The organism is Mycolicibacter senuensis, assembly GCF_002101885.1.
Taxonomy (GTDB): Bacteria; Actinomycetota; Actinomycetes; order Mycobacteriales; family Mycobacteriaceae; genus Mycobacterium; species Mycobacterium senuense.
The window spans coordinates 57,839-70,800 of the sequence record NZ_LQPS01000054.1; the positions used below are offsets into that span (position 1 = coordinate 57,839).

At 66.9% G+C, this 12,962-nt stretch carries 12 protein-coding genes; all 12 read right to left on the reverse strand.

Going from position 1 to position 12,962, the window contains the following annotated elements:
- Positions 1 to 21 precede the first annotated feature (21 nt).
- Positions 22 to 1,317: a TetR/AcrR family transcriptional regulator gene (locus AWC24_RS20370; RefSeq protein WP_085088736.1), complete on the reverse strand. Its 1,296-nt coding sequence runs from the start codon at positions 1,315 to 1,317 to the stop codon at positions 22 to 24.
- 118 nt (positions 1,318 to 1,435) lie between these two features.
- A complete protein-coding gene (locus AWC24_RS20375) occupies positions 1,436 to 2,722 on the reverse strand; it encodes an amidohydrolase family protein (protein ID WP_085088739.1) in 1,287 nt (428 codons plus the stop codon).
- A gap of 73 nt (positions 2,723 to 2,795) precedes the next feature.
- Positions 2,796 to 3,494, reverse strand: coding sequence for a DUF3298 domain-containing protein (locus AWC24_RS20380; protein WP_234807452.1), 699 nt, complete (start codon positions 3,492 to 3,494; stop codon positions 2,796 to 2,798).
- Positions 3,494 to 4,054 carry an Rv1363c family protein gene (locus AWC24_RS20385; protein WP_085088742.1) on the reverse strand — a complete coding sequence of 187 codons (561 nt, stop codon included), beginning with the start codon at positions 4,052 to 4,054 and terminating at the stop codon, positions 3,494 to 3,496. The genes AWC24_RS20380 and AWC24_RS20385 overlap by 1 nt, the downstream gene beginning before the upstream one ends.
- A gap of 14 nt (positions 4,055 to 4,068) precedes the next feature.
- Complete coding sequence (locus tag AWC24_RS20390) at positions 4,069 to 5,355, reverse strand: MlaD family protein (RefSeq protein ID WP_085088745.1); 1,287 nt, start codon at positions 5,353 to 5,355, stop codon at positions 4,069 to 4,071.
- Complete coding sequence (locus AWC24_RS20395) at positions 5,352 to 6,449, reverse strand: MCE family protein (protein WP_234807461.1); 1,098 nt, start codon at positions 6,447 to 6,449, stop codon at positions 5,352 to 5,354. The genes AWC24_RS20390 and AWC24_RS20395 overlap by 4 nt, the downstream gene beginning before the upstream one ends.
- Entirely contained in the window at positions 6,449 to 7,585 is a 1,137-nt protein-coding gene (locus tag AWC24_RS20400; RefSeq protein ID WP_085089121.1) for an MlaD family protein, read from the reverse strand. The genes AWC24_RS20395 and AWC24_RS20400 overlap by 1 nt, the downstream gene beginning before the upstream one ends.
- Positions 7,582 to 8,664, reverse strand: coding sequence for an MCE family protein (locus AWC24_RS20405; protein WP_085088751.1), 1,083 nt, complete (start codon positions 8,662 to 8,664; stop codon positions 7,582 to 7,584). The genes AWC24_RS20400 and AWC24_RS20405 overlap by 4 nt, the downstream gene beginning before the upstream one ends.
- Before the next feature lie 7 nt (positions 8,665 to 8,671).
- The gene (locus tag AWC24_RS20410) at positions 8,672 to 9,712 is read right to left on the reverse strand and encodes an MCE family protein (protein WP_085088754.1); all 1,041 of its coding nucleotides are present in this window, start codon (positions 9,710 to 9,712) and stop codon (positions 8,672 to 8,674) included.
- Positions 9,709 to 11,142, reverse strand: a complete 1,434-nt coding sequence (locus tag AWC24_RS20415) for an MlaD family protein (protein WP_085088757.1) — start codon at positions 11,140 to 11,142, stop codon at positions 9,709 to 9,711. Before AWC24_RS20415 ends, AWC24_RS20410 begins: the two co-directional genes overlap by 4 nt.
- A gap of 2 nt (positions 11,143 to 11,144) precedes the next feature.
- Complete coding sequence (locus AWC24_RS20420) at positions 11,145 to 12,014, reverse strand: ABC transporter permease (RefSeq protein ID WP_085088760.1); 870 nt, start codon at positions 12,012 to 12,014, stop codon at positions 11,145 to 11,147.
- A gap of 5 nt (positions 12,015 to 12,019) precedes the next feature.
- Positions 12,020 to 12,913, reverse strand: coding sequence for an MlaE family ABC transporter permease (locus tag AWC24_RS20425; RefSeq protein WP_407663451.1), 894 nt, complete (start codon positions 12,911 to 12,913; stop codon positions 12,020 to 12,022).
- Between the last annotated feature and the right edge of the window lie 49 nt (positions 12,914 to 12,962).

Sequence of the window (12,962 nt, forward strand, 5' to 3'; positions counted from 1 at the left end):
GTAGCGCCAGTTCGGCGGCGGCTACTCCGGGCTGCGTTCGGCGGCGCCGCGGATCAGGGTGTCGCGTGCCAGCGTCAGCGCCGTACGGGTGCCCGCAGAGCGCACGATGTTCTCCGGCATCCACAACAGGTCCATCACGCATCGCGACAGCATCTCCATGGAGGGCGCATCGATGTGGACATCGCCGGATCGAGTCCCTTCGGACAGCAGTGATTTGAGTTGCCGCAGTCGCATGGTGAACGCCAGGCCCGGATTGGGGGTGTCCGGCGGGGAGTGGCGCATCCAGGCCAGCTGGATCTTCCACTCGTCCGGGAACTGGTCCAAGGCGTTGATATTGACCCAGCTCAGGGCGTCGAACTTCTCGATGGGGCTCGCGTCGGCGCGCAATACCGCCGCGAACCCGCCACCGGCCTTGGCGCCGAACGACGCCATGATCGAGGCCAACAGCTCGTCCTTCGAGCCGATCAACCGGTAGACGGTGCCGGTGCCCATTCCCGCCGCGGAGGCGATATCGCGGACGGTGGTGACCTCGTAGCCTTTACGCCCGAACTCGGCGCGGGCCACTGCGCGGATGTGGGCGGCCTTGTCATCGGCCGCGTTCTCGTCGGCCCAGGTCTTGATCGCGTCTTCTGCCGCGGCGAATGCGGGGGAGCGGTCCAACTCCTCGTCGGAAGGAGGACGGCTGGCCAGCCCCTGCAACATGATTCGGCACAGCACCGTGGCCGTCCGATCGGCCGCCGACTTGTTGCGGATGACGTCGAGCCCCACGTGCATCATCGACTGGCACATCCGGTCGGCCAGCGTCGCCAGGTCGAGGTCTTCCCGGATGTAGCCGCTCCACCGGCCGGCCCGCAGGGCCTGCAGCATGGCCCGCTGCACGCTGGTGGGTGGCTCCTTGAGCAGTTTGACCAGCTCCGGATTCGCGCTCGGCGCCTCGTAGAACGACATCTGCAACGCGGCCCGGTGCGCCACCGCGCACCGCGCGATCTCCGACCCCAGCTCGACGATCACCTCGGCGGGAGGTTGCGAACCGGGGGCGTCCAGCCTGTCATCGGCGGCCTCGCCGATGCGTTCCAGGTCGGCGTGATAGCGGCGTACCAACTCGACCAGGATGGCTTCTTTGGAGTCGAAATGGTGGTAGAGGCTGCCCGGCAGGATCCCGGCCGCGTCGGCGATCTCCTGCAGCGAGGTCCGCAAACCTGAGGACGCGATCAAGGTGGCGGCGGTTTGGAGGATCTCGCTGCGGCGGGTCCCGTCCTCGTACGCATCGGTGAGGTTCGCGGAAGTTGCCGTTCCGGCTGGCTTTTGCCGCCCCACCGCACCTCCACTGCGCCCGTGATCAGTCGGGATTCGCCCGAGCACCTAAAGACCGAACATTTGGTTGAACGCTACCAGAAAGTAGCTATCGTTCCGGACAGTCAGGGCCGGGCTCCGATCAGGTTCCGGTCGGTAGTTTGGCGGCGAGGTCGAGGACGGTCACGGTGTCGGTGCCGGTCTTCTTCAGTCGTTGCGAGGAGCGGTAGCCCAGGTCCACGTCGCGCGACTGCGCCCGCAGCGCGCCGACGGTGACCTGTTCCCTGGCCAGCTTTCCGAACATGTCGAAGGAGAAGAGCCGCAGTGCGTTCTGATGGGTGATCTTGTCGATCTCGTCGTCGGGCACCCCGTCCAGGTAACCGGCGAGTGATTCGGGTGCCAGCGGCCACGTCGAGTCGGAGTGCGGGTAATCGCACTCCCAGGTGATCATGTCGAGGTTGAGCTTGTGCCGGTTCTCGATGCCGAAGCCGTCGTCGATGAAGCACGTCACAACGCGCTCCAGGAAGACCTCACTGGGCAGTTTGTCGCCAAAGTTCTGGTGGGTCCAGGCTCGGTGCATCTTGTAGACCCGGTCGACTCGTTCCAGGAAGTACGGGATCCAGCCGATTCCGCCCTCGGAGAGCGCGAAGGTCAGATCCGGGAACTTGCGCAGCGTCGGTGACCAGACCAGGTCCGCGGCCGCGTTCACGATGCTCATCGGTTGCAGGGTGATCATCGTATCGACGGGTGCGTCGACCGACGTGATCACCACCGATGACGACGACCCGATATGCAGGCAGACGACGGTGTTCTCGTCACTGCAGGCCCGCCAGAACGGATCCCAATGCGGGTCGTGCAGCGACGGATAGTCGAGCTTGGTGGGGTTCTCGGAGAAGGTGACCGCGTGGCAGCCCTTCTTCGCCACCCGCCGGACTTCGTCGGCCATCAGATTCGGGTCCCAGATCGGCGGTAGCGCCAACGGGATCATCCGCCCTGGGTAGGCGCCGCACCATTCGTCGATATGCCAGTCGTTATAGGCCCGCAGCACCGCCAGCCCCAGGTCCTTGTCCTGGGCGCGCGCGAAGTACTGCCCGCAGAACTGCGGATAGGACGGGAAGTTCATCGCGGCGGCAACGCCGTTGGCGTTCATGTCCCGGATCCGCTCGTGGATGTTGTAGCAGCCGTCGCGGATCTCGCTCAACTTGGTCGGTTCGGCGCCGTACTCGTCCGGTGGGCGGCCGGCCACCGCGTTGAGGCCGACGTTGGTGGCCTCTTGGCCCTCGAAGACCCAGGCGTCGGTGCCGTCGGCGCGCTGGATCAGTTTGGGCACATCGTCTTGGTATTTGGCGGGGATGTGGCCGTCGAACATGTCGGGCGGCTCGACGAGGTGATCGTCGACGGAGACGAGGACGAAGTCGTCCATGTTCATTCCGGGCTCCTTGTGCTGTGTGGGCATTCCACCGGCGTCGCGTGTCCGACCCTACGGCGGAACAAGTATTTGGTCAACCATCGAAGATGGCTTGGAACTCCGGCGCGATCTGATCCTCGATCGTCGACCACGGCACGGTCACGACCTTGATTCCGGGGCCGAATTGGACCGGGGGAAAGTGGAACTCAATGCCGGCGCGGGTCGGTATCCAATGCTTGAAGTTGACGTCAACCGGGGCGAACTGGCCGGCGCGGCGCCAGTCGCGCAACTGCGTCGCCGAGGCCACCGTGGCCAGCCTCGCCTCCACCTGCTCGCCGAGACGGGACAAACCCGCGGTCTTGTCCGGAAACACGGTGTCCCAGGTGATGATGTCGCCGCTGCGGGCGTCGCAGACGACCGTGCCGACGGTCTGCATCGGCATGTGCGGCTCGGCGGTGTCATAGGACCCGACGAACACCTCGGACACCGTCGTGGGCCGAACGCTGATCGTTCCGGTCGCATCGAATGTCCAGGGCCGCCTGGTCGATCCGTCCCACGTCGCCTGGGTGACCTCCCGGTTCGCTTCGGCGTCGATGCGGTCGTTGATGGCCTCTGCCACCGGCGAGTCACCGGGGTCGAGGCGTTGATAGTGCACCGCCCAGGTTCCCAGCCCGTCGGGGCTGGTGCCGGCGATCACCGCGGCAGTGGGTTCGGCCCGGGCCGGAGTCGTCACGATGGCGCTGCCCAGCGCGAGCAGCATCAGCAGCGATGCGCTTCGTCTTGCAACGGTCATCATTTCAACTCGACGCGACTGGCCAGCCAGCGGCCGTCGGTCAGCTCCATCGTCATCGCCACTCGACTGCGGTCGAGGCGAGCAGCCGGATTGGCGACGTTGGTGATCGCCTGGTCGATGAACAGCAGCACCTCGACTCTGCTGGTGGACGCCGACTTGACCGCGGCGTCCACCACCACGCCCTTGCTCATCGCCTTGTTGTCGATGAGCACCTGACGCAACTGTGTCGCCGACTGGGTGTACATGTCCTTGAATCCGGCTGTGGCGCCGTCGATCACCTTCGTGAAGTTGTCGTCGACGTTCTTGGCGTCGATGCTGGTCAGGGTCACGGCATAGTCCTGCGCTGTGGCGAGCGCGGCGCTGCTCGCCTCGGCGACGACGTGGTGTCGCTGGTACTGCCAGCCGAGGAAAACCAACGCCGTCAGCACGGCGGCGGACAAGACTGCCACGGTCGCGAGTGCGGCACGGCGCTGCCGGTGCGCCGGCCCTGCCGGCTCGGGAGCCTCGGCCGCCGCTACCGACTCGGTTGCGGTTTCGTCCTCGCAGAGCTGTGTTGCCATGATTGCCCTTCTCCTCAGTTCGGCGGGTCCGGCGGCAGTTGCACGTCCATCGGCACCCCACCGAACGGGGTGAGCAGGGTGTGCGGGCCGGGCGGAACCGGATCGGTCTGGGCGTGCGGGTCATAGCCCGGCGGCGGACCAGCGGTGTCGTCCCCCGGCGGACGTGGTGCATTGCGGGCGCCGCGGACCAGCACGGACGGGTCCGGGTTGTGGCAATAGGTATGCAGGTACGGCTCGGGATAGTTCGGGATGGCCGGTGGCAGCGGCGGAAGCCCGTAGTCGCAGCTGTAGCGCGGGTACAGATCCGCGATCACCCACACCGCCCCGTCCCGCACCACACTGCTCAACGCCTCCACCGCCGAGCCGCCACGGTCGGAGTTGACGATCTCATTCAGGGCCGGGATCCGCGCGGAGGACAGTTGTGCGGTGGTGACGAGATTGCCCAGCAGTCCGACCATGGTGTCGGAGTTGTCCTCGATGATCTTGTCCAGCACGGTCAATGGGCGCTCACCCTGATCGACCAGAGTGCGGAACCCGCTGTCCATCGACTGGGCGCCCGCCATGATGTCGTGCAGGTTCTGCGAGGCCCGCACCAGGCCGGTGTTGCTGTCGACGAGAGTGGTCAGTACGGTCCGGCTGGTCCGCAGCACGCTCACCGTCTGGGGCAGCACCGAGTCGAGAGTCGATATCAGAAACGCCCCGCCGTCGAGCAGGGCTGCCAGCTTGGCCGGTCCCTGATTCGATACCCGAAGTTCGGTGGTGATGGCCGCCAGCTGCTGCGGATCCGCTTGGGCGAGCAGTCCGTTGGCGTCAGCCAACAGTTGAGCCAGGGATACCGGAATGGCGGTGCGGTCCTCGTCGATCACCGCGCCGTCGGCCAGGGCCGGCCCGCCGGCCTGCTCGGGACGGAAGTCGAGGTACTGCTCGCCCGCCGCAGACAAGGCCGACACCCGGACGCGGCTGTTCGCCGGCACCCGCTGCCGGCCGTCGATCTCGACGGAGGCGACCACACCGGTATCGGCGAGTCGCACCGAGCTGACCTTACCGACCCGTACGCCACGCAGCGTGACGTCCTGGTTGGGCAGCAGGCCCCCGGATTCGCGCAGGTGTACCTGCACGGAGATGGTGGAGCGCAACGGACTGATCCCCAGGGTTCCGCCGACGATGTAGACGGTCACGGCAATCAGTGTCACGACGATACCGGCCACCGACATCGCGACGCGGTGTCGGTTGCACGCCCTGGTTGCATCGACCAGCAGCCGGGCCGGCGCTTCCAGGAGACGTAGGGCGTTGTTGGTCATCGCGGCTGATGCTCGGGTCCGTAGATGCGGCCCAACAACAGGTTCCACTCGTACCGAAGGCTTCCGATCATGGCGTGCCAGTCGGTGCCGTCCGGACCGTGGATGCCGGGATCGCCCGGATAGTTCTTGTCGGGCAACGCGCCGAGCGCCAACTGCGTGACGATTCCGACGGCATGGATGTCGGGTCCGCTGGTGATGTGGGTGATCCCGGTGATCATCCGATTCCAGATGTTCAGATTGAGTTCGGGGTCGGTGGAGATCTGGTTGAAGACATCCGAGAGCCGGTTGAGATCATGGATGCTGCTGCGGGTGTCGGTGCCCTGCATCGAGGGAAAGCGGTTGAGCTGGCCGGTGATCCGGCCGGCCGCAGCGACCATGTCGGCGATGTTCGTGGCGCTGTCGGCGAGTGTCTCCGTCGCCGGTGCGGCCGCTGCGAGAACCGTGGTGAGGCTGTCACGGCGGGCCGTCAGGGTGGCGGCCAGGTCGGAGGTGTTGCGCAGCGCGGTGTCGATCTGGCTCGAGCGATCGGTGAGCCGCGCCAGCAGCGTGTTCGAGTCACGCAGCAGGGCGGCGACCTTCGTTCCGCGTCCGCCCACCGCCGCGCCCGCGCCGTTGACCGCCCCGACCAGTCGGCGGATCGAGCCGCCGTTGACCAGCAGTGCGGCCGAGCCGAGGACGTCTTCGATGGTCGCGGCGGAAGCCGTATGGTCCAAGGTGATGGTGTCGCCGTCGCGCAGTCGTGCGGCGTCGGTGGCGGCGTTCGGCCCGCGTCGCATGGCGATGAAGATGTCGCCGAGCGGGGTCGCCGAGCGCAACTCGGCGACGGAGTCGGTGAACAGCGGTGCGCTGCTGCTGAGCTTCATCGTCACGTGGGCGGCGAAGTCCTCAGCGCGAATCGATTCGACCTCGCCGATGTCGGCACCGTTGAGCTTCACCTTCGCCTTCACCGGGAGGCTCAGCGCGTTGGTGAACACGGCGCTGACAGTGATGTCGCCGTCGATGCGGCCCGGTGCGGGCAGCGGAATGCTCGCCAGTCCGCCGCCGCCGCAACCGGCCAGCGTCGCGGCCAGGACGGCAGCGGTCACGGCCCGCATCATTTCTCGGCTCCCGCCATGCGTTCGAGCAGTCCCGTCATGCCCGCCACGAAGAAGGTGGTGCCGAACTCGGGCGCATTGTCGGCGACCGTCCCGGTGGCACAACCCAGGTCTTTGATGCCGGCGAGATTGCAGACCTCCTTGGCCATTTGGCCGTTGAGCATGAGCTTGTCGAGAGTGGGATGGATCCGCAGGGTGCGGCCGCTGGGATCGACGGCGTTGTAGATGTTGGTGCCCACCAGCGGCAGCACATCGAGGATCTCTTCGACTTGGCGGCGGTTGTCGGTCAGGGCGGTGGTGAGGTCACCGAAATCGCCGACGGTGCTTTTGAGGGTGCCGCGATTCTTCTCCAGCAGGGCCGTCGCCTGGTCGAGGATCTGGTTGACCTTGGCGCCGGTGCTGCCGGCGCCGAGGTTCTCGGCGGCGACCAGGTCGCTGAGCGCGCGGACGTTCGAACCGAATTCCCTGATCGCGGTGTCGTTGTCGGCGGCGGCCTGGGTCAGGTCGGCGAGGCTGGCGGCGATCGAGGCAACGGTCTTGCCGGTGGCGGCTCCGTTGTCCTCGCTGAGGCGCAACGCCTGCGAGAGTTGATCGAGGGCGGACTTGATGTCGGGGCCGCTGCCGGCGGAGATCTTGGCGCCGATCCCGATCAGGTTGGCGAGCGGGCCGTGGCCCCGGCCGTCTCCCTCCAGAGCGCGAGACAGCTTGTCGGCCATGGCCAGGGTGCGGTCGAATTCGACGGGCGTTCTGGTGCGGGCCAAACCCACCACGTCACCGTCGCGCAGCTTGGACCCACCTGCGTACGGCGGGGTCAGTTCGACATGCCGGTCGGTCAGGATAGACGTGGCGACGGTGACGGCCTGCACGTCGGCGGGGATGTCGACGTTCTTGTCGATGATGAGTTTCACCTCGACGTAGCTGTCTTTCGGCGTGATCTCGGTGACCTTCCCGACCGGCATGCCGAGTATCGACACCGCGTTGCCCTCGTACAGCCCGACGGCTTCTTCGAACTGCGCCGTGACGGTCAGCGGGCGGTGCCGTTCGTTCGAGGTGACGTACCAGATCAGCACTCCGGCGAACGCGAGGACGGCCAGCCCGATCGCGATCGACCTGCTGCGAGTGAGGTGTCGGCTCATCCGGGCAGCCTCGCCGGATCCGGTGGCGGCCAACCGGGAAACGGGTCGCCGGAGGGTTGACAGTCGGTGAAATACTGCGTCAGCCCGAATTGCTTTCCGCGCCCGCTCAGCGCGCACATCCAGGAGTCGATGAGTACGCCGGCCGGCAGGTTGATATCCAGTGCGGTGCCGCTGCCGCTGGCGTTGGCCAGGTTGCGGAACGCGATCGGCATGGTCTGCAGCGTGTTGCGCACCAGCGCGTCGTGGGTGGCGGCCATCTGCGCGAACTGCTGCAGGTTGGCCAGTAGTTGGTTGATCGCGGGCTCGTCGTTGAACAGCGTCTTCAAGATGTCGACCAGGGCCGTGGTGCCGTCGAGCAATCGGTGCACCGCGGCTTGCCGGGCGTTGACCGTCTGGAGCAGGTCCCGGCCCTGAATGACCAACGCGCCGAGGTCGGCCTTCTGGTCGCGGATGATTCCGGTGACGGTGTCGACGTTCCTCAGCAGGGAGCCCAGCTGACCGCGTCTTTCGCCGATCACACCCGCCAGGGTCCGCACGTTGCGCAGCGCCTCCGGCAGCGCTTCGGGAACCCCCGCGAGGCCGTTGCTCATCTCGGCCATCGATTCGGCGATGCGGTCGGCGTCCACCTGCTCGAAGGTGGTGGTCGCGTCGGCCAGCGTGGCCTGCAGGTTGTAAGGGACCGATGTGTTGGCCAAACCGATGGTGCGGGAAGGCAGTTCGCCCTCGCCGGCGGGGGACAGCTCGAGGTAGCGCCGACCCAGCAGGGTGGTCAGCTTGATCGCCGCCCGTGATGCCCCGCCCACTCGCACCTTCTTGCCGACAGTGAATTTCACCGTCACACGGTCGCCGGTCAGCGCGACGTCCTTCACGGTGCCGACTTCGATTCCGGCCACGGTGACCTGGTCCCCGGGACGGAGCTGGGCGGCCTGTGCGAATTCGGCCCGATACCCCCGCTGCCCCAGCGACAGCGTGCCGATACCGACGATCGTCATCACGACGACCGCCATGACCGCCACCGAGACGGTCCCCACCCAGATCGGGTGGTAACCCTCGATCGGGCGCCTGGGTCGCAACGGCATCGTTTCCCTACCTGCAGATCGGTGAATGCTCGACGACATTGCCGGGCGAGGCGAGTTTGACGGTGCCCGGGATCACCCGGCCCAAGAACGCGAACACCGTGGCGTTGATGTCGCAGATGTAGCCGTCGATGTAGCTTCCGCTCTGGGTTGCTCGGGCCAGGCCTTTGAGGACGAGCACGAGATTCCCGCCGTAGTGGGCGAACCGTTGCCGTCCCTCGCCGGTGAGATGGCCGACGAATCCGGGCTCGCGCGCCAGGAACTCGTCGAGCTCGGGGTAGACGGCGTTCAACAGCACCGACAACCGATCCGTCGCCTGGGTGATGGAGCCGGCCGACCTCACCAGCTCGTCGCGCCGAGCGGCCAGTGTGGCCAATGCGGTGCGGGAGTGGCCGATCACGGCTTGCAGTTCGCGATCCTGTTGGGCCAGTACACCGGTGACCTCGTCGAGATTGGCGATGACGTCGCCGAGAACCTGGTCGGGCCCCGCGAGCGACTCGGCCAGCGCCGAGGTCTGGCTGATCAGCGTCACCACGGACGCGGAATCACCTTGTAAGGCTTGGATGATGCCGCCGGTGAGATTGTCCACCTGCGCTGGGCTCAACAGGGTGAACAGCGGCTCGAATCCGCTGAGCAGTCCGGAGATGTCGAACGAGGGGGTGGTTTGCTGCACCGGGATGCTGCCGCGATCGGGTAGCGGGCTGTGGGAGGGGGCGGTGCCGGGGGACAGGCCGACATAGCGCTGGCCGATGATGTTCTGATACGTCACCGCGGCGGTGGTGTCGTCATAGAGGACGTAGGACTTGGGGATCCGGAACGTGACCCGCGCGAGGGTTCCGTCGAGTTCGACGCTGTCGACGCGTCCCACCCGCACTCCCGCGGTGCGTACGTCGTCGCCGCTGTGCAGGCCGGATACGTCGGTGAACACCGCGCTGTAGGTGTTCGTCGGCCCGGTGACCTCGCGGCGCAGCGTGACGAAGACCAGCCAGGTCGCCGTGGTGGAAACCACCAGGAACAGGCTCAATCCCAGCAGGGCCTTGCGGTATCTCATCGGCCACCGCCGGTGCTCGCCGTCAGCGCTACCGTGGTGCCGCGCAGCAGCGGGGCCAGCAGGAACTCGCTGGCGATGTTGGCGTGATCGCCCATGATGATCTCCAACTGCTGCTTCTCAGTGCTGCTGCCGACCGGTCCGACGTTGCCGCCGATCACCGCGGACTGCGGCTGGACCGGCATCGCGGGTTCGGGCTCGGGCTCCGGGGCCGGTTCGGGGGCGCCCGGCGGCAACACCGACCCTCGCGGCGGTGCGAAGTTGGGGCGGTTCTCGGTGATGCCGGGCGGCAGTGGAAATCCCCGGGATTCGAGTGCCGGGGTCAACGCCGGCGCGGTCGGTACCTCGGGGGCGGTGAAGCAACTGGGCCCGAGCATGTCGCCGTAGCGCGGGCAGTCGGCGCGCACGTAGGTCCGGGTCGGGTTCAAGGAGATGACGGCTTTGGCCTGCAACTGATTCGTGTCGTAGTTCCAGGCGATCTCCATGACCCTGCCGACCAGCGTCGTCAGCCGGGTCGAGATCGCGTGCAGTGTTTCGGCGTGATCGCCCAGCACGCCCAACACCGGTGTCAGCTTCGTGGAGATGTCGATCATCCGGTCGGTGTTGTGGTCGAAGGCGTCGCCGAGAACTCCGGACGTGCCCAGTCCGGCCGACAGCAGATTGGTTAGCTCCGAGCGCTTTTCGGCTAGCGTGCGCATGGGTTGCACCGCACCGTCGAGTGCGTCGAGTAGCTCGGGTGCGGCCCGGCCCAGCGCGGCGGTGGCCGCGGTGAGCGCGGACATCGTCGAGGGACCGATCGTGTCGCCGGTGACGACGGTGTTGAGCTGGTTGACGATCTCGTTGAGATCGCTGCCGGCGCGCTGCAGCCGATCACCGCGGCCGCTGGTGGCGTCCCCCAGCGCGGTGAGCCAGCCGACATTGTCGGCGGTGGGCTGGCGGCCGACCGCCGCGAGCACCTGGCGGAACTTGTTCAGGGTGGTCTGGAAGAGCACGGTCGGTAAGGTCTGGTCTTCGCCGATTACGGCGCCGGACCGCACCGGTCCGGTCGGTGTGCCGTTGTCGACCAGTTGCACCGAGGACACCGCGAAGACGTTCGACGGCACCACCCGGGCGGTGACCGTGCCGGGAATACCGGGAGCGTGTTCGGGGCTGAGATCGAGCCGCACGATGTTGGGACGGCCCGCGGCCGCGGGCGTGACGGCCGACACGAAACCCACGAGCACACCGCGGAATTTGACGTCGGACTTCACCGGCAGGCCGTCTCCGACGTTGGTGAGCTCGGCGCTGACCCGTACCGAATGTTGCAGCGCGCCCTGAGACTGCGCGATCATCAGTACCGCGGCGGTCGCCGCGATCGCGAGGAACGCCAGCCCGTTGACGAACAACCGGGGGTTGGACGGGCCACGGTCGTTGGCGTCGAAGGAGTTCGGCATCCTCAGCCACCGAACCTCGCGCCGGCGTTGACGCCCCACATCGCCATGGTCAGCAGTGCGTTCAAGATGATCACCACGGTGATGGTGGCCCGCATCGCATGGCCGGCGGCGACACCGACACCCTGCGGGCCGCCGGAGGCGAAATAGCCGTAGTAGCACTGGATCACGGCGGCGAAGAAGATGAACACGATCCCTTTGATCGTCGCGTAGAACACGTCACGCCCGCTGCTGAACAGGGAGAAGTAGTGTTCGTAGGTGCCCGCGGAGGTGTCTGCGATGATGCCGACCACGAACTGCGCGGACACATATGCCGCCGCCAGGCACACCAGGAACAGCGGTATGGCGGCCACCACCGACGCCGCGACCCGTGTGGTCACCAGGTACGGAATCGGTTTGATCGCCAGCGCATCCATCGCGTCGATCTCTTCGGCGATCCGCATTGCCCCCAGCTGCGCGGTGAAGCGGCAGCCTGCCTGGGTGGTGAACGCGATCGCGATCATCACGGGCACCAGCTCGCGGGTCGAGCCCCACGAGGACAACAGGCCGGTGGCCGGACCCAGCCCGAGCAGGTTCAGCGCGTTGTAGCCCTCGATCGCGAGCAGCGCGCCGGCGGTGATCCCCAATACCAGGGCCACCCCCATCGTTCCGCCGCCCACCACGAGTGCCCCGTTGCCCCAGGCGATGTCGGACAAGTTGCGCACAAACTCCCGGCGGTAACGCGCCAGCATGACCGGGACCGCCAGCACGACACGGCAGATGAAGTCCAGCATGTGGCCGGCCTTGGCGACGGGTTGCCAGATGGGGGCCCACACCACCTCGGCCGCTCGAAGGAGGTGGTGGACCGCGCGGGGACGGTAGACGGCTACGGTCATTGCGGTTACAGGCTCGCCTTGGGAAACAGCAGCAGGTAGAGCTGGCTCATTCCGACGTTGACGATCATCAGCAGCAGAATCGATTCGACCACCGCGGCGTTCACCGAGTTCGCCACGCCGGCCGGCCCCCCGCGGGTGTCCAGCCCCTTATGGCAGGCCACCACGGCGACGATCGCCCCGAAGGCGATGGCCTTGGCCAGGGCCAGCACGAGATCGTCGACGGTCGCGAACGAGGCGAAGGTCGCGACGAACGACCCCGGTGTCCCGCTCTGCACATACACGTTGAACAGGTAGCCGACGAAAAAGCCGGCACATGTCGCCAGCCCGGTCAAGGCGACTCCGACCAGAATGAGTGCGGCGAAGCGGGGAACGACCAGTCGGCGTATCACCGACACCCCCATCACCTCCATCGCGTCGACTTCCTCGCGCATCGTCCGCGATCCCAGGTCCGCGCTCACCGCCGAGCCGACGGCCGCCGCGAGCAATATCGCAGCCACCAGGGGAGCACCTTGGCGGATCACCACCAGCCCGTTGGCGGCGCCGGACAGCGACTCGGCGCCGACTTGTCCGGCGAGTACGGCGAACTGGATCGACAGCGTGACCCCGACGGGAATCGTCACCAGCAGTGTCGGCACCAAGGCGGTGCCCGCCATGAACGCCGCCTGCTTGATGAACTCCGACATCGCGAAGCGTCCGGTGAACAGGTCGACGAACAGGTACTGCGCGGTGCGCAGACCCAAGACCGTCTGACCGCCCACCGTTCCCAGCGACCGCAGGGGATGCGACCAGGTGTAGGACCGAACCCACGACCCGACCTCGGCAAGGGGAGACCCGACGGCGGTAGCGTCTTCGCGCTCCGATGAGACAGTCAGCGGACCCTCCCCGTTCTGCTCGACGATCGCGACCCGAAGGTCACCATCGGACGCGAGGCCGATGACCGACCCGCGA